Origin of the sequence: Jannaschia sp. M317, from assembly GCF_025141175.1 — a bacterium.
Lineage (GTDB): Bacteria > Pseudomonadota > Alphaproteobacteria > Rhodobacterales > Rhodobacteraceae > Jannaschia.
The window spans coordinates 729,884-752,540 of the sequence record NZ_CP081155.1 but is presented as its reverse complement, the minus strand read 5'-3'; the positions used below and the strand labels follow the sequence as shown (position 1 = coordinate 752,540).

At 66.4% G+C, this 22,657-nt stretch carries 23 protein-coding genes and 1 tRNA gene; 12 read left to right on the top strand and 12 right to left on the bottom strand.

The features are described from left to right. Positions 1-28: 28 nt before the first annotated feature. Positions 29-2,218, bottom strand: a complete 2,190-nt coding sequence (locus tag K3551_RS19905) for a calcium-binding protein (protein WP_311199761.1) — start codon at positions 2,216-2,218, stop codon at positions 29-31. Between the two features lie 166 nt (positions 2,219-2,384). Here K3551_RS19905 and K3551_RS03945 point away from each other — a divergent pair, with 166 nt between their 5' ends. The 3 genes from K3551_RS03945 (at position 2,385) to K3551_RS03935 (ending at position 5,130) form a co-directional block, all read left to right on the top strand. After that, the gene (locus tag K3551_RS03945; protein ID WP_259917871.1) at positions 2,385-3,398 is read left to right on the top strand and encodes an ABC transporter substrate-binding protein; all 1,014 of its coding nucleotides are present in this window, start codon (positions 2,385-2,387) and stop codon (positions 3,396-3,398) included. A 1-nt stretch (position 3,399) separates the two neighbouring features. After that, a complete protein-coding gene (locus K3551_RS03940; RefSeq protein WP_259917868.1) occupies positions 3,400-4,149 on the top strand; it encodes an ABC transporter ATP-binding protein in 750 nt (249 codons plus the stop codon). Between the two features lie 153 nt (positions 4,150-4,302). Beyond that, entirely contained in the window at positions 4,303-5,130 is an 828-nt protein-coding gene (locus K3551_RS03935; RefSeq protein WP_259917865.1) for an ABC transporter permease, read from the top strand. 9 nt (positions 5,131-5,139) lie between these two features. Here K3551_RS03935 and K3551_RS03930 read toward each other — a convergent pair. Beyond that, a tRNA-Arg gene (locus K3551_RS03930) sits at positions 5,140-5,216 on the bottom strand. 136 nt (positions 5,217-5,352) lie between these two features. Between K3551_RS03930 and K3551_RS03925 the strand changes: the two genes are divergently transcribed. From K3551_RS03925 to K3551_RS03910, 4 genes are all read left to right on the top strand, one after another. Next, complete coding sequence (locus K3551_RS03925) at positions 5,353-6,441, top strand: alkene reductase (protein WP_259917863.1); 1,089 nt, start codon at positions 5,353-5,355, stop codon at positions 6,439-6,441. Between the two features lie 83 nt (positions 6,442-6,524). Further along, a complete protein-coding gene (locus K3551_RS03920; RefSeq protein WP_259917861.1) occupies positions 6,525-7,373 on the top strand; it encodes a putative selenate ABC transporter substrate-binding protein in 849 nt (282 codons plus the stop codon). A gap of 4 nt (positions 7,374-7,377) precedes the next feature. Continuing rightward, positions 7,378-8,034: an ATP-binding cassette domain-containing protein gene (locus K3551_RS03915; protein WP_311199760.1), complete on the top strand. Its 657-nt coding sequence runs from the start codon at positions 7,378-7,380 to the stop codon at positions 8,032-8,034. After that, the gene (locus K3551_RS03910; protein ID WP_259917859.1) at positions 8,027-9,523 is read left to right on the top strand and encodes an ABC transporter permease; all 1,497 of its coding nucleotides are present in this window, start codon (positions 8,027-8,029) and stop codon (positions 9,521-9,523) included. The genes K3551_RS03915 and K3551_RS03910 overlap by 8 nt, the downstream gene beginning before the upstream one ends. Positions 9,524-9,527: 4 nt before the next feature. Here the strand turns inward: K3551_RS03910 and K3551_RS03905 are convergent, their stop codons facing one another. Beyond that, a complete protein-coding gene (locus tag K3551_RS03905; protein ID WP_259917855.1) occupies positions 9,528-9,839 on the bottom strand; it encodes an ETC complex I subunit in 312 nt (103 codons plus the stop codon). 70 nt (positions 9,840-9,909) lie between these two features. Beyond that, positions 9,910-11,067, bottom strand: a complete 1,158-nt coding sequence (locus K3551_RS03900) for a hypothetical protein (RefSeq protein WP_259917854.1) — start codon at positions 11,065-11,067, stop codon at positions 9,910-9,912. 157 nt (positions 11,068-11,224) lie between these two features. On the opposite strand from K3551_RS03900, the gene uvrB reads away from it, so the two are divergent. Both uvrB and K3551_RS03890 read left to right on the top strand, forming a co-directional pair. Next, on the top strand, positions 11,225-13,414 hold the full coding sequence (gene uvrB, locus K3551_RS03895; protein ID WP_311199759.1) for an excinuclease ABC subunit UvrB: 2,190 nt from the start codon (positions 11,225-11,227) through the stop codon (positions 13,412-13,414). 73 nt (positions 13,415-13,487) lie between these two features. Continuing rightward, positions 13,488-13,877, top strand: coding sequence for a hypothetical protein (locus tag K3551_RS03890; protein ID WP_259917853.1), 390 nt, complete (start codon positions 13,488-13,490; stop codon positions 13,875-13,877). Between the two features lie 181 nt (positions 13,878-14,058). Here K3551_RS03890 and K3551_RS03885 read toward each other — a convergent pair whose 3' ends face one another. Next, the gene (locus tag K3551_RS03885; RefSeq protein WP_259917851.1) at positions 14,059-14,352 is read right to left on the bottom strand and encodes a GlsB/YeaQ/YmgE family stress response membrane protein; all 294 of its coding nucleotides are present in this window, start codon (positions 14,350-14,352) and stop codon (positions 14,059-14,061) included. A gap of 104 nt (positions 14,353-14,456) precedes the next feature. On the opposite strand from K3551_RS03885, the gene K3551_RS03880 reads away from it, so the two are divergent. Further along, positions 14,457-15,140, top strand: coding sequence for a hypothetical protein (locus K3551_RS03880; protein WP_259917850.1), 684 nt, complete (start codon positions 14,457-14,459; stop codon positions 15,138-15,140). Here the strand turns inward: K3551_RS03880 and K3551_RS03875 are convergent. From K3551_RS03875 to dacB, 4 genes are read right to left on the bottom strand one after another with little or no spacing between them, the layout of a single operon-like run. Beyond that, entirely contained in the window at positions 15,137-15,691 is a 555-nt protein-coding gene (locus K3551_RS03875; RefSeq protein ID WP_259917848.1) for a hemerythrin domain-containing protein, read from the bottom strand. The genes K3551_RS03880 and K3551_RS03875 overlap by 4 nt on opposite strands. Before the next feature lie 25 nt (positions 15,692-15,716). Then, on the bottom strand, positions 15,717-15,992 hold the full coding sequence (locus tag K3551_RS03870; protein WP_259917846.1) for a DUF5665 domain-containing protein: 276 nt from the start codon (positions 15,990-15,992) through the stop codon (positions 15,717-15,719). A gap of 26 nt (positions 15,993-16,018) precedes the next feature. Next, positions 16,019-16,483, bottom strand: a complete 465-nt coding sequence (locus K3551_RS03865) for a tRNA (cytidine(34)-2'-O)-methyltransferase (protein ID WP_259917844.1) — start codon at positions 16,481-16,483, stop codon at positions 16,019-16,021. After that, positions 16,480-17,934: a D-alanyl-D-alanine carboxypeptidase/D-alanyl-D-alanine-endopeptidase gene (gene dacB, locus K3551_RS03860; RefSeq protein WP_259917842.1), complete on the bottom strand. Its 1,455-nt coding sequence runs from the start codon at positions 17,932-17,934 to the stop codon at positions 16,480-16,482. Before dacB ends, K3551_RS03865 begins: the two co-directional genes overlap by 4 nt. 104 nt (positions 17,935-18,038) lie before the next feature. Between dacB and K3551_RS03855 the strand changes: the two genes are divergently transcribed. Next, positions 18,039-18,881: a DMT family transporter gene (locus K3551_RS03855; RefSeq protein ID WP_259917840.1), complete on the top strand. Its 843-nt coding sequence runs from the start codon at positions 18,039-18,041 to the stop codon at positions 18,879-18,881. Here K3551_RS03855 and K3551_RS03850 read toward each other — a convergent pair. Next, positions 18,878-19,477, bottom strand: coding sequence for a nicotinate-nucleotide adenylyltransferase (locus tag K3551_RS03850; RefSeq protein ID WP_259917838.1), 600 nt, complete (start codon positions 19,475-19,477; stop codon positions 18,878-18,880). The two genes, K3551_RS03855 and K3551_RS03850, sit on opposite strands and share 4 nt — an antisense overlap. Before the next feature lie 117 nt (positions 19,478-19,594). Between K3551_RS03850 and ettA the strand changes: the two genes are divergently transcribed. Next, positions 19,595-21,250, top strand: coding sequence for an energy-dependent translational throttle protein EttA (gene ettA / locus K3551_RS03845; RefSeq protein WP_259917836.1), 1,656 nt, complete (start codon positions 19,595-19,597; stop codon positions 21,248-21,250). A gap of 48 nt (positions 21,251-21,298) precedes the next feature. Here the strand turns inward: ettA and K3551_RS03840 are convergent, their stop codons facing one another. Both K3551_RS03840 and fliP read right to left on the bottom strand, forming a co-directional pair. Further along, positions 21,299-21,946 (bottom strand): hypothetical protein, encoded by a 648-nt coding sequence (locus K3551_RS03840; protein WP_259917835.1) that lies wholly within the window; start codon positions 21,944-21,946, stop codon positions 21,299-21,301. A 10-nt stretch (positions 21,947-21,956) separates the two neighbouring features. After that, positions 21,957-22,628 (bottom strand): flagellar type III secretion system pore protein FliP, encoded by a 672-nt coding sequence (fliP, locus tag K3551_RS03835; protein ID WP_259919462.1) that lies wholly within the window; start codon positions 22,626-22,628, stop codon positions 21,957-21,959. Between the last annotated feature and the right edge of the window lie 29 nt (positions 22,629-22,657).

Sequence of the window (22,657 nt, the reverse complement as noted above, 5' to 3'; positions counted from 1 at the left end):
GTTTCAGAAACGCTGACCGACGCCCGCGCTACGCGAGCAGGTCAAAGGTCTGACCGCCGATCTGGATGTCTATCGACCGCTCCGCGCCGCCATCCACAAGCGCCCAAATGATCCGTCCGTCGGGACGATAGATCACAAAGGCCTCCTGCGCGCCGGCGGCCCCGGCACCGGCCGTGGTCGCGTAGTTCACCTGGAAATCGGACGCCCGGACCGCGGCGTTGCCGAAGACCAGCTTGTCGCCCTCTTCGCTGTCGAAATCCTGAATCCAATCGGACCCGTGGTTTCGCACGCCCAGGTGGTAGAAGCTGTCTGCGCCATTTCCACCGTTCACACGGTCAAATCCGAAACCGCCGTTGATGAAATCCATGCCATCGCCGCCAAAGATCTCGTCGCCCAGCGCGCCCCCGCTGATCTGATCGTCGCCTTCCTGGCCCTGCAACTGATCCGCGCCAAAGCCGCCGATCAACGTATCATTTCCGGCCTGGCCAAAGATGCGGTCGTTGCCATGGCCGCCGTCGATGCTGTCGTTTCCGTCGCCGCCAAAGATCAGATCACCCCGATCCTGTTCATTGCGCCCGCCGAGAATGGTGTCATCGCCGCCGAACCCGTTCAGCGTGTCAGGCCCGTTCAACCCCTCGATCCGGTCGCCGAGAGGGCCGCCCAGCAGCCGGTTCGCCTGGTTGTTGCCGATTATCCGGCCTGGCCCGTCGATGATCATCGTGGTTTCCGACTGGTCGCCAAAGCCACCGACCAGATCGGTCGCCGAGGTAAAGGTGATGTTGCCGATGAAGAAATCGAAGCTCTCGTCACCCTCCACACGGCCATCATCCGCCAGGTTCAAGGTGACAGTGCGCAGGTCAGGCCCGCCCGCCGTGAATTCCAGCTGGCCGGTCAACCCGCCCTCGAAATCGCCTGCCGTGATGCCTGCGCCACCGACCTGCCAATCGAGGGTGAAGTTCGCCCCGGTGTCCCCCCCGCGAATGACGGAAAAGCTGATGCTGCCACCTTCGTTGACCGTCTCGGCGCGGTCGCGCGTATAGACAATGAAATCAGGCGTATCGCTCAACGTCACGGTCCCGTCCAGGGCCCGCACCCCTGTAAGAAGACGCCCGGCAGGACCGGTCGCACCGGGGTCGCCCGAGGATCCGGCCGAGCCGCGCGCGCCATTATCGCCCCCGTTGAACAGGTTGCCGGCACCGGTGCCGCCACTTCCACGGCCGCCCGCGGCCCCGCCGGCACCACCGGCCCCACCAGCACCGGCCGCGGAGGCTTCGTTCTCCGCGATGATCACGCCCATGGCTTCGGTGATCGTGCCGCCGCTCCCCAGAAAGATCCCCTGGACGACGTCGCCGCCCTTGCCGCCGGTGCCACCATCGCCGCCATCCCCGGCGTTGCCGCCGCGTCCGCCGTCGCCACCACGGGCAAAGCTGCCAGCGCCGTCGCCGCCGTCGCCACCATCGCCCCCTGCGCCGCCCGCGCCGCCGGGACCTCCGTCCGAACCGTTAAGAACCGAGGTCCCGTCCATCACGACGTTCCGCAGCGTGACCGAGCCCGTCGAATAGAACATCGCGATCGTGCTGCTGTCGCCGCCCGCGCCACCCGCGCCGCCGGGGCCACCGGCAGTGCCCCGGCCACCATCAATGCTGCCGCTGCGGCCATCCGCCCCGTCGCCACCATTGATTCCCGCACCGCCCGCCTGGCCCTCGAACCGTTCGCGCACCGACGGTGTGGTGACGTTTGAAATCGTCACTCCGTCCAGGACAATGGGGGCCCTGATCTCGAAGGCGGCAACGATCCGGCCACTGTCGAACGCGTCGCGTCCGTCCTCTCCCGCAGCGGCCGGCCCGGAAGAGCTAGCGGTGGCGACGTTCCGTTGAACACCGTCTAGCCGGATATCTTGCAGGGCAATCGGGGCCGGGGCGGCAAATTCATCCGCGCTGCCTTGTCGGAACAGGATCACAGAGGATGACCTCTCTCCGAGAAAAGTAAGAGAGATGTCGGCGAAATTGTCACCATTGGTGTCGCCGTCAATCGTCAGACCTTCGTCCCTGTAGATAAACAGGCGTGAAGACAGCTCGATCTCTCGGAGGCCCTGCGCGAACCGGATGATATCCGCGCCCGCGGCTCCGCGCGCGGCGGTCAATGCCTCGCGCAGCGACAGATCGCCGTCCGTCTCATCAGTCGTATCGGCAGCGGTCGTTACGGTGAAAATTGCCATGTCAGCCCCCCAGGCCAATCCCATAATGCCGCAAACGCTAGCCCAAGTGAGGGCCTGTGTCCCTCAAAACGTTGCCGGGTCCGTCTGCGGGCGAAAAGGCGGCTATCGCGTTGACAGCGTCGCGCCTGTCCCCTCCACTCCTCCCGATCTTTGGGAGGAGAGACCGATGACCATCACACGCCGCCACACCCTCGCGCTGATGGGGGCTGCGGCCACCACCGCGCTCGCCGCACCCGCAATCGCACAGGGCACCAAACTCAAGGTCGGCGCGCTGCGCTTCACCTCGCACAGCCCCAGCTTCATCGCGCTGGAAAAGGGGCTCTTTGCCGAGGCCGGGCTGGACGTGGAGCTGGAGTTCTTTCAGGCCGCGCAGCCGATGGCCGTGGCGATCGCATCCGGCGATGTCGACTATGCGATGACGGCGATGTCCGGGGGCCTCGTGAACCTGGCCGAAAAGGGCGCAATCAAGGTGATCGGCGGCGGCCTGAGCGAAGAGCCGGGGATCGACGGGCAGAAGATCCTGGCATCCGATGCGGCCTATCAGGCGGGTGTGACCAGCCCGGCAGCCCTGGACGGCAAGCGTTTCGGCATGACCACGGCAGGATCGTCGTTTCACTACATGGGCAGCAAGATCGCCGCCGCCGAGGGCGCGAACATGACCTTTGTGCCGCTGCAGGCCGTGGGCGCGATCATCGGGGCGCTGAAGACGGGGCAGATCGACGCCTGGTCCATCGTGCCCCATATCGCCAAGCCCGTCGCGGCGGGGCCAGAGGTGCACATGATCGGATCGGTCGCCGACTACCTGCCCGACTACCAGGTCACTACGGTTTTCACCTCGGCGGCGAACGCGGGCGACCGGCCCAAGACGAATGCCTTCCTCGAGGCGTTCAAGCCCGCCATCACCGACTACAACAGCACCATGATCGACCGCGCAGGTGGCGACGCGGGCGTCGACGCCATGGTCGATCTGATCCACAAATACGTCTACACCGACCGGGAGCGGGAGCGGGCCGCCCCCTCGATCATCAACGGCACCATGCGGATCAACGAAGGCGCGGCGCTCAACGTCGGCTCGATCCGCGACCAGTTGGAGTGGTTCCAGTCCGAGGGACTGATCGACGCGGGCATCTCGCTCGACCAGATCATCGACCCGTCGTTCACCGAGATGATCGGCAGCTAGGATGGAGCTTTCGGTTCGGGGCCTGTCGCACAGCTATGGCGACACGGAGGTGCTGCGCGACGTCTCGCTGGACATTCCAGCGGGGCGCATCGTCTGCATCGTCGGGCCTTCGGGCTGCGGCAAGTCCACCCTGCTGCGGATGATCGGCGGGTTGGAGCGGCCCTCGGGCGGGCAGGTCCTGCAGCTGGGCGCACCGCCGCCCGGGTCGCTGAACCCGCTGACCTATGTGTTTCAGGACTTTGCCCTGCTGCCCTGGCGGACGGTGGCGGGCAACGTGTCGCTGGTCCTGGAGGATCACGACATCCCCGACCGCGCCGCCCGCATCGCCGACGTGCTGGCCCGCACCCGGCTGAGCGATTTCACCGAAGCCCTGCCCCGGCAATTGTCGGGCGGGATGAAGCAGCGGGTGGCCATCGCCCGCGCCCTGGCCGTCGATCCCGCGGTCATGCTGATGGACGAACCTCTCAGCGCGCTGGACGCGCAAACGCGGGAGCTGTTGATGGACGACCTGATCGGCCTGTGGGAGCGGGAGCGGTTCACCGCCGTCTACGTCACCCACAACCTGGCAGAAGCAGTGCGCCTGGGCCATCGTGTCGTGGTGCTGTCGCGCAGGCCCGGTCAGATCCGCGAAGTTGTGGAAATCGATGCCCCCCTGAGCGGGCGCGGGGCCATGGAAGAGGTGCAGTCGCACCTCTGGGGCCTGATGCGGGACGAAGCCCGCGCGGCGGATGCGGAACTGCTGGATGGATAGGGTGTGCCTGCCCCGAGGGATGCGCGCCGCCCCTGGCGGCCCGCCCGGAGCGGCGCACGCGCGGGGCATCGAGCCCCGCACGCCCGCGTCTCCGACGGAGGTATTTATGGCCAGAGGAAGACAGGGCCCCGCGCCCCACCCACGAGGGGCCCCATGACCGAAAGCGTCGATATCAAGCCGCGTGCCGAGGCCGCCCCCGCACGCCCCGTCCCCTATCGCGGTGGCGGGTTCCGCATTACGGGCAACCGTTGGGCGGGCCTCGTCGTCTTCGTGGTTCTGATCGCCTTTGTGGAGATCGCCTTGCGCCAGGGGTGGATGTCGCGCCTGACCCTGCCGTTGCCGTCAGAGGTCGCGGACACGTTCCGGCAGCTTTATGTCACCGGGGCGCTGTGGGATCACCTGTTGCCCTCGCTCAGTCGGTTTGCCGTGGGCGCGGCCCTGGGCACGGTTGCCGGGATCGGGGTCGGCACCCTGATCGGGTTGTTCGGATTGGTCCGCGCCGGGCTGGTGCCGGTGGTCGCGGCACTGTTCCCGGTGCCAAAGATCGCCCTGCTGCCGCTCTTCGTGATCTGGTTCGGGATCGGAGAGGGGTCGAAATACGCCCTGATCGCCTTTGGCACCTTCACCCCCATGGTGGTCGCCACCTACGGCGCGGTGGACAATGTGGATCGCACCCTGATCCGCATGGGCCAAAGCTTCGGCCTGTCCTGGGGGTCGATCGTGCGCAAGATCGTCCTGCCCGGGGCGATGCCGGGCATCCTGTCGGGGCTGCGCATCGGGCTGGCCATCGCCATCATCCTGCTGGTCGCGGCCGAAATGCTGGGCGCGACCCACGGCATCGGTGCCTACATCCTGGAGGCCGGATCGCTTTACGACCTGGAGCGGCTGTTCGCAGGGGTCGTCATCCTGTCGGTACTGGGCATCGCCGTCAGCGCGGTGATCGGCTGGGTGGAGCGGCGGGTGCTGCGCTGGCGGGTCTGAGGGGTGCGGTGGCGGGCCCTGAAGGATTCGAACCCTCGACCTGCCGATTAGAAGTCGGCTGCTCTATCCAGCTGAGCTAAGGGCCCGCACGGCCCCAAGGGACCTCTGGCGATGAATGCCCGCCCGCGCGACCGGAGTAAAGCCATCTGAACACGCCCGCGGGGGTGCAACGGGCGGCGGAACTTCCTAAGTACTTGGGATACCCACCAGATCGAGTACTTCATGACCGATATCTCCCCCCTTTTCTCGCCGATCGAGATCGGCAGTCTCAGCTGTCCCAACCGCGTGTTCATGGCCCCCCTGACGCGCGACCGCGCCCAGGGCGATGGCACGCCCAAGGCGATGGCTGAAACCTACTACCGACAGCGCGCCTCGGCCGGGTTGATCGTGTCGGAGGGGACGCAGGTATCGGCACTGGGCAAGGGGTATCTGGATACGCCCGGCATCTATACCGAGGATCACGTCGCAGCCTGGAAACGCATCACCGACGCCGTGCACGCGGGCGGGGGCCGGATCTTCTGCCAATTGTGGCATGTCGGACGGATCAGCCATGTCTCCTTGCTGCCCGAGGGGACGCAGCCCGTTTCGCCGACCAATCGCCGTGCCGAGGCACGCACCTTTACCGCCGCCGGGTTCGAACCTGTGTCCCAGCCCGTTGCCCTGACCACGGAAGGGATCGCGCAGACCGTGGCCGATTTCGGCCATGCCGCCGACTACGCGCGGCGTGCAGGGTTCGATGGGGTCGAGGTGCATGCCGCCAATGGCTATCTGCTGGATCAATTCCTGCGCGATGGGGTCAACGACCGGACAGACGCCTATGGCGGCCCGGTGGAAAACCGGATGCGCCTGCTGGAAGAGGTGCTGGACGCCTGCGTAGCGCACTGGCCCTCCGGTCGTGTGGGCGTGCGCCTGTCCCCGCTGTCGCATGGCAACGAGATGTCCGACAGCGACCCGGAGGCGACCTTTGGGGCCGTCTACCGGATGCTGGACACGCGAGATTTGGCCTATCTGCACGTGGTCGAGGTGCAGCGGGATACCGACTGGCCGGTTGAACACGTCGAGATGATGGACCGGATGCGCGGTCTCTACTCCGGGACCTACATCGCCAACGGTGGCTATGACGGGGCCCGCGCGGCTGCGCGGGTCGCGGCGGGCAAGGTGGATGCCGTGGCCTTCGGCCGGGATTTTCTGGCCAACCCCGACCTGCCGGAGCGGTTGCGCCAGGGCGCGCACCTGAATGCCCCGGACGCCGACACATTTTTCGGCGGCGATGAGAAAGGCTACACCGATTACCCGTCCCTGCCTGGCTGAATGGGGGGCACGTCGGATCGGGGGTGTCCTCGCCGGGCCGCAATGCTAGGGCCCGGCGCGACATGCTTTGATGAGGTTCCCCGATGATCCGCTTTTGCCTTCTGCTCTGGATGACGTTTGTCGGGAGCATGGCCTCGGCGCAGACGCTCTATTTCTCCGCCATTCCCGACCAGGACGAGACCGCCCTGGTCACCCGTTTCGGCAAGGTGGAGACCTACCTGGAGCGCGCGCTGGGCGTCGATGTGCAGTTCGTTCCGGTCAAATCCTACCCCGCCGCCATCACCGCCTTTCGCAACGATCAGGTGCAGTTGGCCTGGTTTGGCGGGCTGACCGGCGTGCAGGCGCGTCTGGCCACGCCGGGCGCCCGCGCGATTGCGCAGGGCACCGAGGATCAGACCTTCGTGACCTATTTCATCGCCAACGCGGCGACCGGCCTGACCCCGGCCGAGACGTTCCCGGACCTGGCGGGCCGGACGTTTACCTTTGGGGCGCGGACCTCGACCTCCGGGCGGTTGATGCCCGATTACTGGATCCGCGAAGAAACCGGGCAGTCGCCCGACGATCTGTTCGCACGCGTGGGGTTTTCCGGCGACCACAGCCAGACCCTGCGCCTTGTCGCCTCGGGTGCCTGGGAGGTCGGCGCGCTGAACTACGCCGTCTATGACCGGGCCGTGGCCGACGGTGCGCCCGAAGTGGCCGACACCACGCTGCTGTGGAAGACGCCGCCCTACCCCGATTACAACTGGACGATCCGGGGCGACGTGGACGCGCGGTTTGGCGAAGGGTTCGCCGACCGGGTGCAGGCGGCCTTGCTGGCGCTCGATGATCCAGAAATCCTGGCTGCCTTTCCCCGGTCCGGCTTCATTCCGGCGGAAAACGCCGACTACCAGCCGATCGAGGACACGGCCCGCGCGCTCGACCTGATCGAGTAGCGCCTTGCTGCTGCGCCTCGACCGTCAGACACTCGGCTACGGCTCGGCCTCCGTCCTGTCGGAGGTGAGCCTGACGCTTGCCCCCGGCGACCGGGTGGTGCTGCTGGGGCGCAGCGGGGCGGGCAAGACGACGCTTTTGAACGCCGCCTTCGACGGGCTGACGGCGGCAGACGAACGGGTCGCGCTGGTGCCACAGGATCTGGGCCTGGTGCCGCAGCTTTCGGTCCTGCGCAACGTTCTGATGGGGCGGCTGGACGATCACGGAACGCTGCGCAACATCCGCAGCTTCGTCCGCCCCCGCGCAGCCGACCGGGCACGGATCACGGCGCATCTGGCCGACCTGGGGCTGGGGGATCTGCCGGACCGGCCCGTCGGCGCGCTGTCCGGCGGCCAACGACAGCGCGTGGCGCTCGCCCGTGCACTGGACCGGGGCGGGGTGCTGGTGGCGGATGAACCCGTCTCCGCGCTGGATGCCGCGCGGGCGGACACGGTGCTGACCCTGCTGAGCGACCGCTTTGCCACCATGCTGCTGACGCTGCACGACACCGAAATGGCGCGGCGCATCGCCACCCGCCTGATCGGCCTGAAAGGCGGGCGCGTTGCCTTTGACGCCCCGCCCGAGGCGGTGACCGATACCATGCTGGCCGCGCTCTATGGCTGAGCGCCTATCCCGCCTGCGGGTGGCCAGCGCCTTCGTCGCCATCGCCATCCTTCTGCTGCCGTTCGCGGACCTGACGCTGGCCGGGCACGATCCCTGGGCCGCGCTGGGGCGTATGGGCGCGGGGCTGCTGCGGCCCGATTTCACCGCCGTCGAGCAGATCGGCGCTGCCCTTGCCGGCACGCTCGCCTTTGCCATCGCGGGCGTGGCGCTGGGGGCGGTTGCGGGGTTTATGCTGGCCCCGTTCTACGACCGCGCGCTGGTGCGCGGGGCGGCCATTGCCCTGCGCTCCGTGCATGAGCTGTTCTGGGCCCTGATCCTGATGCAGGCGTTGGGCATCGGGGTGACGACCGGCGTTCTGGCCATCGCCCTGCCCTATGCGGGCATCTTCGCGCGCGTCTTCGCCGATCAAATCGCCCAGACCGATCCCGGCCCGGCCCGCGTCTTGAGCCCCCGGACGGGCCGGATCGCACGCTATCTTTTTGCCGAAGTCCCGCTGATCCGGCACCTGATGGGCAGCTACACGCTCTACCGGCTGGAATGCGGCCTCCGGTCCAGCGCGGTGTTGGGGTTCATCGGCCTGCCGACGCTTGGCTTCCAGCTGGACGGGTTTTTCAAGACCGGGGCCTACGGCGCGGCCAGCGCGGTGTTGATCTGCTACATCGCGATGATCGCCAGCATGCGACTGTGGATGCGGCGACGGCTGGTGCCCGTCTGGCTGGCGGGGGCGCTGGGCTGGCTGGCCTGGCTGGAGACGCCGCCGATGGGGTCCGGCGCGCTCTGGCGGTTCCTGACCGTAGACCTGGTGCCCGCGCCGCTCCGCGGGGGGTGGGACGGCCCGGCCCTTTGGGACTGGGGCGCGCGCCTGATCATGGCCGAGGCGCTGCCCGGCATGGTCGCCACGTTGATCGTGGCGCAGATCGCGCTGGTGCTGACCGGGGCGGTGGCGCTGCTGTCTTCGGCGCTGATCGTGCAGCGGGTGACGGGGCGCGGCGGGGCGCTGCTGGGGCACCTGGTCCTGACGGTGCTGCGCAGCCTGCCCGACTACATGCTGGCCTATCTGTTCCTGCAGGTCTTCGGCCCCTCGATGCTGCCTGCGATTCTGGCGCTGGCGCTGCACAACGGGGCGATCATCGGTCACCTGAGCGGGCGCGAGGCCGCCGCCCTGCCGGTCCGCCGCGACGCGGGGCGCGGCCTGACCCATTGGCTGTGGGACCTGTTGCCAAGGCAGTTCGCGGGGTTCCTCGCGCTTTGCCTTTACCGTTGGGAAATCATCCTGAGAGACACGGCAGCCATGGGCCTGCTGGGTGTGGCGACGCTGGGCTTCTACGTGGACGGGGCGATTGCGGAACTGCGGTTGGACCGCGCGCTGGTCCTGTTGCTGGCGTCGGGCGCGTTGACGGCGCTGGTGGACATCGCATCGCGCCGATTGCAGCGGGCCAGCGGCGCCATGCGCGTCAGTCGATCGGCCCCCGCAGAGGCCCCGACCTGACCGATCAGTGGGTCCAGACGCCGCGCCGGTTGGTCGCGAAGTTGTCGCCATAACCGCCGGGGCGGACGTTGGCCTTGCGCGACTGGGGCCGCAGCACGACAAACTCGATGCCCTTGTCGCGGGCGTAATCCTCGGCCTCGGCCTGGGTCTCGAACTGCAGCTTGACCTGCGCCTGGGTATCCTTGGACCCGGTCCAGCCGGTCAGCGGGTCGATCCAGCGCGGCGTTTCGGGCACGAATTCCAGAACCCAGTTGTGAGTCTTCGCCGTGCCGGAGGACATGGCCGTGCGGGCAGGCTTGTAGATACGGGCGCGCATGGCGGCCTCCGGTCTTTTGTATACGCGCCTTTGCTATCCGAACGGGCCCTTGCCGCGCAAGGCCTCTGCATCAGTGCAATTTCTGGACGGCCTCGAAACTATGGGCAAACCGGCTCAACTCTCCGGAGACGAGAAGCCGATCGCCGGGCGCAAGGCTTTGCCCCACATCGCGTCCCAGACCGCAGACCTTTGTTCGGGCGTCCGAGTCGCCGAAAGACAGCGTCACGCACCCCTTTCCCCTGCCGCGCTTGTCGACATGGATGACGGAATAGACCAGTTCCCCACGAGGGTTTTCGGTCAACAGGTTCCATGTGTAGGGAAAGGCGCTGTAGGCGACCCCACCGTAGAAAAACACCGCCAGAGAAGGCCCGCACGCCAAAACGGCCAGCAACGTCACGACGGGCGCAGCGTGGCCCCATCGCGCACGGTTTCGATCAACAGTGACCCGCCAGCGGGTGGCCAGGTAGCTCCACACGACGACGGACCCAATCCCAATCGAAATCGTGCTGTATTTGACAAGCATCTGATCAAGCAACAGCGTCTGGGTCACCGCCCCGATAAGATGCGTATAAGCGATATACCCGACAAACAGCACGATGACTCCCCATAGGAGCCCGTTCATAGGGCTGGCCTTGCGCTTGGGTTCCGCGCGCTCGGTCCGCCCGACATGGGGAACCGCCCCGCCATGGATCTGCTCTCGTTGGCGGACGACTGCGGCGGTGGCGTATTGCTGGCCCGCGGGGTCTGCCACGATGGCCGATGCCCGCCGTTCGCGCGCAGGCTCTCGATAGCCGAGGCCGAGGGGAAAGATCAGCAAAGCGAACATGGACAGCACGGGAAACGCCAACCACCTGTAATTCCCCTGCAAGGACGACAACAGTCCCTCCGGCAGACCCGGCACTTGCCGCAAGTAGGACAGAGACACCGTCAACCAAATGATGCTCAGTCCGATGAAAGGGATACGCGTCGCCCAGGGCAGGGTACGCCGCAGCACATTCTGGTGCAGTGGCGGGATCAAGTAGAAGGCCGTCATCGCGACCATCAAGGCCGCAAGTGCCAGAAACAAATGCACCCGCCCACCGGCCATGGCCCCGCCCCAATTGATATACAGGCAATAGGAGGTCAGCGCCAAAACCCCGAACACGCCAAGGAGCAGGGCCAGAATATCGGCGAGAAGCAAATCGTATTTCATACCCGGTCCCCTGTGCAGCCTGTCCAGCTTCTTCACGGCAATTCTGACATCAATGGGTCAAAACGCGCGCGACCTCTTGGCCTTTGGCGAAAGCGCCCGCGCGCATGGCGCGCCATGCGGCGGCGGTGTTGCCCTTGAACTCCGGTCAGATCGGTTCAACATGTCGGCCCTGCCAAAGCCGAGGAACAGACCAATGGACGACGCCCTCGACATTCCAATGACATCCCGCGCCCCCGCCGCCCGTCCCAAGATGGAAGGCGGCGTTCGGCTTGTGATGAAGACAGACTTTGAGCCGGCGGGCGATCAGCCGACCGCCATCAAGGAACTGGTCGCAGGCGTGCAGGACGGCGAACAGAACCAGGTCCTGTTGGGTGCGACCGGCACCGGCAAGACCTTTACGATGGCCAAGATCATCGCCGAGACCCAGCGCCCGGCGATCATCCTGGCCCCGAACAAGACGCTGGCCGCGCAGCTTTACGGCGAATTCAAAGGCTTCTTCCCCGAGAACGCCGTCGAATATTTCGTCAGCTACTACGATTACTACCAGCCAGAAGCCTATGTCGCCCGATCCGACACCTTCATCGAGAAGGAAAGCCAGATCAACGAACAGATCGACCGGATGCGCCACTCGGCGACCCGGGCGCTCCTGGAACGTGATGACGTGATCATCGTCGCCTCCGTGTCGTGTATCTACGGTATCGGGTCGGTCGAAACCTATGGGGCGATGACCCAGGACCTGCTGGTCGGCCACGACTACGATCAGCGTAAGGTCATGGCCGATCTCGTGGCGCAGCAATACCGCCGCAATGACGCGGCCTTTGCGCGCGGGTCGTTTCGGGTGCGCGGCGACAGCGTGGAAATCTGGCCTGCCCACCTGGAAGACCGCGCCTGGCGGCTGTCCTTTTTCGGCGAGGAGTTGGAGAGCATCGTGGAATTCGACCCCCTGACCGGGGCGAAACAGGGCGAAATGGACAAGATCCGCGTCTACGCCAACAGCCACTACGTGACCCCCCGCCCGACGATGCAGCAGGCCATCAAGGGCATCAAAGCCGAACTCGCCGTCCGCCTGGCGCAGTTGCAAGGCGAGGGCAAACTGCTGGAGGCGCAGCGGTTGGAGCAGCGGACCAATTTCGACCTGGAGATGTTGGAGGCCACCGGCGTCTGCAACGGGATCGAAAACTATTCCCGCTACCTGACCGGCCGCGCCCCGGGCGAACCGCCCCCCACGCTCTTCGAATACATCCCCGACAACGCCATCGTCTTTGCCGACGAAAGCCACGTCTCGGTGCCGCAGATCGGCGGCATGTATCGGGGCGACTTCCGCCGCAAGATGACGCTTGCCGAACACGGCTTCCGCTTACCGTCCTGCATGGACAACCGCCCGCTGAAGTTCGAGGAATGGGACGCCATGCGCCCGCAATCCGTCTTCGTCTCCGCCACGCCCCAGGCGTGGGAGTTGGAGCAGACCGGCGGCGTCTTCACCGAACAGGTCATCCGCCCCACCGGTCTTCTGGACCCGGTGATCGAAATCCGCCCCGTCGACACCCAGGTCGACGACCTGCTGGACGAAATCCGCCTGGTGACGCAGCGGGGCATGCGCACGCTTTGCACCACGCTTACCAAACGCATGGCCGAGGATCTGACCGAGTATCTGCACGAGCAGGGCATCAAGGTCCGCTACATGCACTCCGACATCGACACGATCGAGCGGATCGAGATCCTGCGCGATCTGCGCCTTGGTGCCTTTGACGTGCTGATCGGGATCAACCTGCTGCGCGAGGGGCTCGACATCCCGGAATGCGGGCTGGTGGCCATCCTGGACGCCGACAAGGAAGGCTTCCTGCGGTCTGAGACCTCGCTGGTGCAGACCATCGGCCGCGCCGCGCGCAACGCCGAAGGCCGCGTCATCATGTACGCCGACCGCATCACCGGCTCGATGGAGCGGGCCCTGGGCGAAACCGAACGCCGCCGCGCCAAGCAGATCGCCTACAACGAGGAACACGGTATCACCCCCGCAACGGTCAAGAAAAACGTCGAGGACGTGCTGGCGGGCCTCTACAAGGGCGACGTCGACATGAGCCGCGTGACCGCCAAGGTCGACAAACCCATGGCCGGTGCCAACCTGATGGCCCACTTGGACGGATTGCGCGACCAGATGCGCAAGGCCGCCGAGAACCTGGAATTCGAAGAAGCCGCCCGCCTGCGCGACGAGGTCAAGCGCCTGGAACAGGTGGACCTGCTGGTGTCCGACGACCCCATGACCCGTCAGTCGGCGGTGCAACAGGCCGTCGAAGACGCCCGCAAGGCCGAAGGCCGGTCAACCGCAGGACGGCCGGGGCAACGCGGGGGGAATGTGAAGCGGCGGAAGAAGGGGGGGCGTTAGAAACAATCAGCTTGTGTTTCGTCCGGTCTTGCGGCTGATAGGCTAAGACCATCATATGAAGGGAAAATCCAGAATGGCAGTCAAAGCGACACTTGTCTTGGGCACATCGGCCATCGTTCTGCTCGGGGCCTGTTCGACCCCTCTGGAAACCTGTATGCGGTCGGCCTCCTCCTCTTATTCGAACGCCCTGGCGCTCAAGTCGACGGCGCAGGGCAACATTGCACGCGGCTACGCCATCCATCGACAGCGCGTTCCGTATCAAGTCGCCAGCACGTGCTATAACGCCTACGTCGGCAGCTATTCCTGCATGCAGACGAGCTATCGAACCCAAGAGACACCTGTTCCTGTCAACCTGGCGGAGGAGCGTCGTCGCGTTCGGGATATTGATCGCCTGTTGCCAAAGCTGCGAGCGGAGGCCGATGCCGGCGTCAGGCAATGTCAGGCAACCTATCCCGCCAGCTGAACCGCGTTTCTCGAAGCCGGGGAATGGCTGTTGCGGATCTCTGCGTGTCTCGGAAACATACCCCTCAGGTCATTCCCTCTCGCGCCACATCAACGCCGCACCAGCCCCCGTAGGGTGGGTGAAACCCACCACCACCCAAATCAAGGTGTCCGACCCGGATCACCCGTGGATCACCCACGCGTCACCCCTCCGATCCATCCCTCCCGCGCCCCGTCAACGCCCGCACGGCGGCCACCACCAAAACCGCGCCGACCAGCCCGACAAAGGCCACCAGCAGCACCCCGCCCGCAGCCAGGACGGTCACGCCCAGAGCGGCCAAAACGAAGGGCGTCGCCATGGCGGCCAGGGCCCCGATCGCCGCATAGACCAGCTTGCTGCGCCCGGTCACAAGGCCTGCGACCAGACCCACGGCCAGACCGACCAGCGCCAGGATCACCAGCGCCGCGATGCCCAAACCTTCAAAGAACCCTTCCATGGCTGCCTCCTGCATAAGCCTGACCAGGATCTAGCGCGCGGTCCCTCCGTGCCAATTCTCCCGCGTTAACCACCCGTTAACCACGCAGCCCCCCAGATGGAGCCATGCGAATCCTCGTCCTTCTGCTGTTGCTCAGCCTCCCGGCTCAAGGCGGGCCCTGGCCGCGCGCGCAGGGGCAAGCCTATGTTTTCATTGGGCACGAAGACGGCATGGACGGCTGGACCAGCCTCTATGCGGAATACGGCGGGCCGCGAAACCTGACCTTTGGGCTGGATCTTGGCGGCCATGGGATGCGCGCGCTCAAGACCCTCCCCGACCCCGTTGATGGGCGGTTGCGGGCCTTTGTGCGGGCACCGCTCTTGTCCGGCACCCAGATCCGCGAAGGGCGGCCGCGCTGGCTGACGCCTTGGCTTTTGGCGGTCGAGGTGGGGGTCGGGCTGGATCTGGCCGATACGGGCGATACGACCCCGACATGGTCGCTGGGCACCAGTGTCGGACGGGGGTTCCAGACCCGCTGGGGTGACGGTTGGACAACGGTCGACCTGCGCCTGACCGAGGGCGGGTTGAAAGGACGGCGGATCAACGGACAGGCCGTCATGGGGATCAAGCCAACCGATCGTCTGACCCTGGAGATGGGCCTGTTTGCCGAACAGGAACAGACGCTTAGCCTGACCCTTGCCCCGACCCTGCAATACGAGATCGGCGATTACGGTGGCCTGCGACTGGGCCTGTCGGTCACCCGCGATGGCGACCGGATCGGACGCATTGGGTGGGCGCGGGACTTCTAGCCCAGACGCCGCTCGCCGACCTTCAGGATCACTGGCACGATCACCTCTTCTTCGTCCGTCAGATGTCGGTCGAGAAAGCGCGTCATACCGTCCAACCGGTCCAGGAACCGCCCGGCCTCCAACTCGCCACGCAACAGGCCATTCGCGTCGGTGGCGAACCCCTCCAGCGCGTCGTGCAGCTCATGATGGTCGGCATCCAGCAGGGCAAAAGCGCGGTCCAGCGCAGGCACAAGCGCGACCATCTTGGGGAAATAGACACCGTCTTCGATACTGTGGTGGCCGTGCAACTCCTGCAGGAACCGGCTGCCGCCCTGGGCCAGCCGCGCGGCGTGGCGGTCCGGATCCAGGGTGCCGTCGATCCGACCTTGGGTATCCCGCGTCAGCTGCGCCAGCAGTGTCCGAAACGACAGGTGCCGGTCCAGCCAGAACTGCGTCAGGGGCCCGAACTGCGGATGCGCCCGCCACCCGGCGCGCGGGTAGTCGGCCAGCAGGACCTGCAGTGCCTCGGGCAGCCTGTCGCGCCTGGCGAGAGAGAGGGGATTGTCGGTCATGTCCGAGACATAGGGCGCGCGCGCGTCAGGTCCCGCCTGGCGGCTCGATTGCCTCCAACAGCTGCGTCGCCCAATCGCCGATAACGGGGATGAAGTTGATCTGGCTCAGCGACCAGAGAACGATCGACAGAACCACTGTCGCGCCCAGCACCGTGCCCAGACCAAAGGCCACACCGCGATACAGCTGGAACAGGATCAGCCGCGGCACAGAGTTGTGCACGCGGATGAACCGCAAGCTGTTCAACCGGGAGACTTCGACCCGCAGGCGCGCGATTTCGATGCTGAGCTCTTCTGTGTCCATCCCCCCGCCTAACGCGTCGGGCCGCCTCAGTCGAGATGCCCGCGCAACGCCAGATAGGCCGCCGCCGTCGCCGCATTGGCAAGGTTCAGCGACCGGATATGCGCCGAGCGCATGGGCAGGCGCAGACACCGGTCGGCGCGTCCGTCCAGCACCTCGGGCGGCAGGCCCTTCGTTTCCTGACCGAACACGAGGTGCGCGTCAGCCGGATAAGTGGCGTCATAAGCAGAGGTCGCCCCAAATTCCTCATAGAGGAACAGCGCCTCGGGCCGGGGCGCGCGACGGGTCAGGAAATCGTCCCAACTGTCGAATTCGAACAACGACACGTGTTTCCAGTAATCCAGGCCCGCGCGCCGCACGGTCCTGTCGGACAGCTCGAACCCGTAAGGGCGGATCAGGCACAGATCGAGATCGAGCGCCACGCAGGTGCGCCCCAGCGTGCCGGTGTTTCCCGGAATTTCCGGGCGGACCAGGACGATTGCGGGGCGGGTCACGTGTGGACCCGTTCCCACCGCTCGATCAGATCGAATTGCAGGCTGCGCGCCCGGCGGCCCCAGTCGCGCCCGCCGCTGGGACGCTCGCGCTCGGCAACCGACAGTCCGGCACGGCGGTTTACGTCGGCGCAAAAGGTGGCAAAGGCCAGGGGCCGCCCGCCGCGCGCATTGAAATACCCCGCCAGACCAGACACGAAATTCAATGTGCCCGTCTTGGCCTGCACCGGAATGCGCACCGCGCCGTCGATCGTCAGTTCCTTCATCAGGGGCCGCAGCCGGTCCGCCGCACCGCGTGCGGTGAGGGCGGTGACCATATCGGCGGCGCTGATCCGGGTGGTGCCGTTCAGGCCCGAGTGGTCGTCGAAGTCCGCCCGACGTGCCCCGGTCCGTTCCTGTAGCCAGGCCGACATCAGATCGGCGGACGCGTTCAATGTGCGGGGCCGCGCCCCGCGCGCGACCGTGGCCGACAGGCCCAGCACCTCGGCGGTCAGGTTGTTGGAGAATTTGAGCATGGCCGAAGCCACCCGGTCCAGCGCCCCCCCCTGCGTGCGCGCGATCTGCGTGCCGGCGGGGGCGGTGGTCACCTGCTGCGCCGCGCCCGTCGTGATGCCGTTGGCACGCAACATCGTGCGCAGGATGTCGCCCGCATAAAGCGCGGGGTTGCGCACCGGCAACCAGCGCGCGCCGGAATTGCCCAGCTGCTGCCGGGCCACCGTCCAGGCGTCGACATCGCCCTGCTGCTGATAGGTATAGACCGGCAGGCTGCGGTCGGCGACGCGCATCGTGGCGCTGCGCACGTCGGGGCGGAACCGTTCGGTCCGCCCGTCCATCGTCACCTCGTAGCTGCTGCCCGCGCGCCGCCAGCCAAAGTGGACCCGGTTGAAGTTCACGTTGATGCCGCCGACCGCGGGGTTGTAGCCGACATGATCCGGCTGTTCCCTGTCGATCCGCTCAAAACTGGGCAGGGCCCCGTCCGCGACCAGCAGGCGGCCGCCGACCTCGCGCAGGCCCGCCGCCGCCGCCTGGCCCGCCAGATCGTGCAGACCGTCGCTGTCCAGCGTCGGATCGCCCCCGCCAACCAGCACCAGATCGCCATCGAGCCGTCCGTTCGTGATCGGCCCCGTCGCAACCAGCCGCGTCACGAACCGGTGGTCCGCCCCAAGGGTTTCCAGCGCATAAAGCGCGGTTACGGCCTTGGCCACGGACGCGGGCGGCAACGGGCGGATCGGGTTCAGCGATTCCAGGATCTCACCGCTGCGGGCATCGGCCACGACGAATCCGACCTTGCCGCCCAGCCCCGCCTCGGCCACCAGACGGTCTGCCGCCGGCGCAGAGCGGGCGAGCATGTCGTCGGGCTTGAAGATCGGGCGGGTCGACGTCTCTGGTGCGTTGGCACAGGCCGGCAAAGCCATGGTCGCAAGACTGGCCGACAGAAAGGAACGCCTGAACATGCTGGATTGTCCTCCTCGGGGTCCGGGGTCCTTGATGCCCGGAGCGCCGGGCGATGTGAACCCCGCTCTGGGCCTAGGAACGTCAGAGTGATAGCGGCAGTTCCATGACCCGTTCCCTGCTGATCCCGATCGGATTGATGTTCGTGGCCATGTCGCTGATCCCGATGGGCGACACGGCAGGCAAGATCCTGACGACAGACCACGGTGTGACGCCGTTCTTCGTGGCCTTCAGCCGGTTCGCGGTGGGGGCGGCGATGATCTTCGCCTTTGCGGGCGGGCAGGTGCAATGGTGCCTGTACCGCGACTGGCGGATCTGGCTGCGGGCAGCTTTCATCGCCGCGGGCATCGCCTGCATCCTGACTGCCCTACGCACCGAACCGCTTGCCACCGCGTTCGGGGCCTTCTTCATCGGGCCGATCTTCAGCTATGTCCTGTCGGTCGTCTTTCTGCGCGAACGGGTGACCGCGCTGCAATCGCTGTTTCTGTTGGTGGGGTTCGGGGGGGTGTTGCTGGTGGTGCAGCCCGGTGCGGGAATGTCCCCCAACATCCTGTTCGCCGTCGCGGCAGGGCTGTTCTACGGGGCCTATCTGACCACATCGCGCTGGCTGGGCAACCTGGCACCGCCACGGCAGTTGATGCTGACGCAGACGGTGTTGGGAACGCTGCTGCTGGCCCCGCTGGGCCTGGTCGAAGTGCCGGTGTTCGACGCAGAGGTGTCGGCCCTGGTGATCTTTTCGGGCCTGTCCTCGGCAATGGGGAACCTGTTGCTGGTGCTGGCTTACCGACGCAGCGATGCGACGGTGCTGGCACCCTTTGTCTATTTCCAGCTGCTCTCGGCCACGGTGCTGGGCTGGACGATTTTTGGCACTCTGCCCAACGGGTTGGGCATGGTCGGGCTGGGCGTGTTGGTCACGGCCGGGGTCGGCACTGTGCTGGCGCGGCGCTAGTCCCAGCCGCCGCCCGCACGGATCGCGGTCGAAGACGCGGCGTTCATCGGCACGTTCACAAAAGCCCAGGCCGGGGCCTGCATCCACCCCAGCCGGTGCGCGGCGGGGGCGGGAACTTTGTGCTGCCGGTAGATCTTGGCCGCGCGCGACGTGCGCGCCGCAATGCGGTCGCCGGGGCGGGCCAGAACGCCGACAGGGACGGTGTCCAGGATCGAGCGCCAATCCTCCCACCTGTGCACCTGCGCCAGATTGTCGGCCCCCATCAGCCAGACGAACCGCACGCCAGGGTAATGACGACGCAGCGCGCGGATTGTCTGCGCGGTGTAGCGCAGGCCCAGCCGTGCCTCGATATCGGTGACGATGACGCGCGGGTGCTGCATGACCGCGCGCGCCCGCACCATCCGCTTCGGCAAGGCCGCAGGCCCTCGCGCCTTCAGCGGGTTGCCGGGGCTGACAAGCCACCAGACCCGGTCCAACCCGAACCGGCGCAGCGCCTCGCGGGTGATATGCACATGACCGCCGTGGGCGGGGTCGAACGACCCGCCCAGAAGACCCACGACCATCCCCGGCACCGCATATGGAAAGCCTTCGCGCATGGCGGCCAGCCTTGGCGGAGCGATCCGCAGGGCGCAAGCCCCCGGTGCAATCTGCCCCTTTCGCGGACCGCCGCCACGCGGTAGACGGCGGGCCGACCTCAGACGCGGAGAGAGACGATGGCAGCCTATCAATACGTCTACCACATGGACGGCGTGTCCAAGACCTATCCGGGCGGCAAGAAGGTGTTCGAGAACATCCGCCTGTCGTTCCTGCCCGGCGTGAAGATCGGCGTCGTCGGCGTCAACGGCACCGGTAAATCGACCCTGATGAAGATCATGGCCGGTCAGGATCCCGATTTTCAGGGCGAGGCCTGGGCCGCCGAAGGGGCCCGCGTCGGCTATCTGCCGCAGGAACCCGCATTGGACGAAAGCCTGACCGTGCGCGAAAACGTGATGCTGGGCGTGGCCGAGAAAAAGGCCATCCTGGATCGCTACAATGAATTGGCGATGAACTACTCGGACGAGACCGCCGACGAGATGGCCGCCCTTCAGGACGAGATCGACAGCCAGAACCTGTGGGATCTGGACAGCCAGATCGACGTCTCGATGGAGGCGCTGCGCTGCCCCCCCGACGACGCGTCCCCCGCCAATCTGTCCGGCGGGGAGCGGCGCCGTGTCGCGCTGTGCAAGCTGTTGCTGCAGGCACCCGATATGCTGCTGCTGGACGAGCCGACCAACCACCTGGACGCCGAGACGATCGCCTGGCTGCAGCGTCACCTGATCGACTACAAGGGCACGATCCTGATCGTGACCCACGACCGCTATTTCCTGGACGACATCACCGGCTGGATCCTGGAGCTGGATCGCGGACGGGGCATTCCCTACGAAGGCAACTACTCCGCCTGGCTGGAGCAGAAGGCCAAGCGCGTCGCCCAGGAAGCCAAGGAAGACAAATCCCGGTCCAAAACGCTGGAGCGGGAACTGGAATGGATTCGCGCCGGTGCCAAGGCGCGGCAGGCCAAATCCAAAGCGCGGATCAACGCCTACGAGGAAATGGCGGGCCAGTCGGAACGCGAGAAGGTCGGTCGCGCCCAGATCGTCATTCCCAACGGGCCGCGCCTGGGCTCCAAGGTGATCGAGGTCAATGACCTGACCAAGGCCTACGGCGACAAGCTGCTGGTCGAGAACCTGTCCTTTTCCCTCCCCCCCGGCGGGATCGTCGGTGTGATCGGCCCGAACGGTGCGGGTAAATCGACCCTGTTCCGCATGCTCACCGGGCAGGAGCAGCCGGATTCCGGCACCGTCGAATACGGCGATACGGTCAAACTGTCCTATGTCGATCAGTCGCGCGACGACCTGGCCCCGAATGAAACCGTCTGGGAGGCGATCTCCGGCGGGGCCGAGTTGATCAAGCTGGGCGATGCGGAGGTCAACTCCCGCGCCTATTGCGGATCGTTCAACTTCAAGGGCGGCGATCAGCAAAAGAAGGTTGGCCTGCTGTCGGGTGGTGAACGCAACCGGGTCCACATGGCGCGCCTGCTCAAGGAGGGCGGCAACGTCCTGCTGCTCGACGAACCGACCAACGACCTGGATGTGGAAACGCTGCGCGCGCTGGAAGACGCGATTGCCGATTTCGCGGGCTGCGCCGTGGTCATCTCGCACGATCGTTTCTTCCTCGACCGGCTTTGCACCCACATTCTCGCCTTCGAAGGCGATGCCCATGTGGAATGGTTCGAGGGCAACTTCGAGGCCTATGAGGAAGATAAGGCACGGCGGCTGGGGCCGGATGCGCTGGAACCCACGCGGGTCAAATACAAGAAGTTCACCCGCTAAGGGTCGGGGCCCTGCGGGGCCCCTTTTCTGTTCAGGCCGCGGGCCAGGTCAGGCCATCTCCAACAGGCGCAGCGCGCGGTGGACGGCGCGCACCTGTCCGCGCGGCAGGCGGCGCAGCGCGGCGGCCTGTTCCAGCGGCGGCAACCCGTCCAGCGTGAGCGCGACAACGGCGGGGTGTTCGCGACCCGGTGCCTCGGCATCGACACCTTCGGCAATCAGGCGGCGCACCTCGGACATCGGCAGAACCGGCGCGGGGCGCGCGACTTCGGCCGGGGGCGCAAAGGGGCGCGGCACGGAAAGACGGGCCTGCCGTTCCGGTCGGGGCGGGGTCAGGTCCGCGCGCGCGGGCATCGCGGGGCTGTCCTCGGGGGCGGGTGCCCGGGCGGCACGTGGCGCGGAGGCGGTCTCGGGCATTGGCTGCGCCAAGGGCGCGGGGTTTCGAAACAGCGTCCGCTTTGGGCCGGGGCCGGGGTCGGTTGCGGCCTCGGCGGGCGTGGTTTTAGGTGGCCTGGCCTCGACCTGCGAAATCAGATCCCGCGCCATGCGGCGCAGATGATCGTCCGAAATGGGCGCGCCGGGCGGCGTACCCCGCACGCCGATCGCCCCGGCCTCCTCTCCCAGCAGGGCAAGCAGGGCCTGCGCCTTCTCGGCGGGGGTGCGGGCGGGGGATGGGTCTTCGCTACGACGGAGCAACATGTCGATCCTTTCAGAGGTAACTACGGACGAGCGCGCCGGACACCAACGTCCAGCCGTCCACCACGACAAAGAACGCCAGCTTGAACGGAAGCGACACGATGGCGGGCGGGACCATCATCATGCCCATCGACATCAGGACGGCGGCGACAACCATGTCGATGATCAGGAATGGCATGAACACAAGGAACCCGATCTGAAACGCGCGACTGATTTCCGACAACAGGAACGAGGGAACCAGCACCGAAAGCGCATCCGCCTCTGCCGCGGGGCGAAGCGCGCGCAGATGTTCCAGCGTTTCGGGATCGACGCGCGCGGCCATGAAGACGCGGAAGGGCTGCATCGTGGCCTGGAACGCCTGTTCCGGTGTCAGATCGCCTTCGGCCAGGGGTGCCAGACCCTGCGTGTAGGCGGCGGTAAAGACAGGCTCCATCACGAAATAGGTCAGGAACAACGCCAGGCTGACGATCAACATGTTGGGGGGCGACGCCTGCAATCCGATGGCCTGCCGCAGGATCGATAGAACCGTGACGATGAAGGGAAAACAGGTCACCGTGATGGCAATGCCCGGCGCCAGGCTGAGCACGGTGAGCAGCGCGATCAACTGCATCGACCGGAACGTCAGCGACCCCTCGTCGCCCAAGGTAAACGACAGCTCCTGCGCGCTTGCCGGGGCGGCAAGCATCAGGGCCGACAGGATCGCGAGGGCGCGCA

Excerpts from the sequence above, each read along its gene's own strand:
- K3551_RS19905 (WP_311199761.1), bottom strand. The coding sequence starts at position 2,218 with ATGGCAATTTTCACCGTAACGACCGCTGCCGATACGACTGATGAGACG.
- K3551_RS03945 (WP_259917871.1), top strand. The coding sequence starts at position 2,385 with ATGACCATCACACGCCGCCACACCCTCGCGCTGATGGGGGCTGCGGCC.
- K3551_RS03940 (WP_259917868.1), top strand. The coding sequence starts at position 3,400 with ATGGAGCTTTCGGTTCGGGGCCTGTCGCACAGCTATGGCGACACGGAG.
- K3551_RS03935 (WP_259917865.1), top strand. The coding sequence starts at position 4,303 with ATGACCGAAAGCGTCGATATCAAGCCGCGTGCCGAGGCCGCCCCCGCA.
- K3551_RS03925 (WP_259917863.1), top strand. The coding sequence starts at position 5,353 with ATGACCGATATCTCCCCCCTTTTCTCGCCGATCGAGATCGGCAGTCTC.
- K3551_RS03920 (WP_259917861.1), top strand. The coding sequence starts at position 6,525 with ATGATCCGCTTTTGCCTTCTGCTCTGGATGACGTTTGTCGGGAGCATG.
- K3551_RS03910 (WP_259917859.1), top strand. The coding sequence starts at position 8,027 with ATGGCTGAGCGCCTATCCCGCCTGCGGGTGGCCAGCGCCTTCGTCGCC.
- K3551_RS03905 (WP_259917855.1), bottom strand. The coding sequence starts at position 9,839 with ATGCGCGCCCGTATCTACAAGCCTGCCCGCACGGCCATGTCCTCCGGC.
- uvrB (WP_311199759.1), top strand. The coding sequence starts at position 11,225 with ATGGACGACGCCCTCGACATTCCAATGACATCCCGCGCCCCCGCCGCC.
- K3551_RS03890 (WP_259917853.1), top strand. The coding sequence starts at position 13,488 with ATGGCAGTCAAAGCGACACTTGTCTTGGGCACATCGGCCATCGTTCTG.
- K3551_RS03885 (WP_259917851.1), bottom strand. The coding sequence starts at position 14,352 with ATGGAAGGGTTCTTTGAAGGTTTGGGCATCGCGGCGCTGGTGATCCTG.
- K3551_RS03880 (WP_259917850.1), top strand. The coding sequence starts at position 14,457 with ATGCGAATCCTCGTCCTTCTGCTGTTGCTCAGCCTCCCGGCTCAAGGC.
- K3551_RS03875 (WP_259917848.1), bottom strand. The coding sequence starts at position 15,691 with ATGACCGACAATCCCCTCTCTCTCGCCAGGCGCGACAGGCTGCCCGAG.
- K3551_RS03870 (WP_259917846.1), bottom strand. The coding sequence starts at position 15,992 with ATGGACACAGAAGAGCTCAGCATCGAAATCGCGCGCCTGCGGGTCGAA.
- dacB (WP_259917842.1), bottom strand. The coding sequence starts at position 17,934 with ATGTTCAGGCGTTCCTTTCTGTCGGCCAGTCTTGCGACCATGGCTTTG.
- K3551_RS03855 (WP_259917840.1), top strand. The coding sequence starts at position 18,039 with ATGACCCGTTCCCTGCTGATCCCGATCGGATTGATGTTCGTGGCCATG.
- K3551_RS03850 (WP_259917838.1), bottom strand. The coding sequence starts at position 19,477 with ATGCGCGAAGGCTTTCCATATGCGGTGCCGGGGATGGTCGTGGGTCTT.
- ettA (WP_259917836.1), top strand. The coding sequence starts at position 19,595 with ATGGCAGCCTATCAATACGTCTACCACATGGACGGCGTGTCCAAGACC.
- K3551_RS03840 (WP_259917835.1), bottom strand. The coding sequence starts at position 21,946 with ATGTTGCTCCGTCGTAGCGAAGACCCATCCCCCGCCCGCACCCCCGCC.
- fliP (WP_259919462.1), bottom strand. The coding sequence starts at position 22,628 with ATGCTTGCCGCCCCGGCAAGCGCGCAGGAGCTGTCGTTTACCTTGGGC.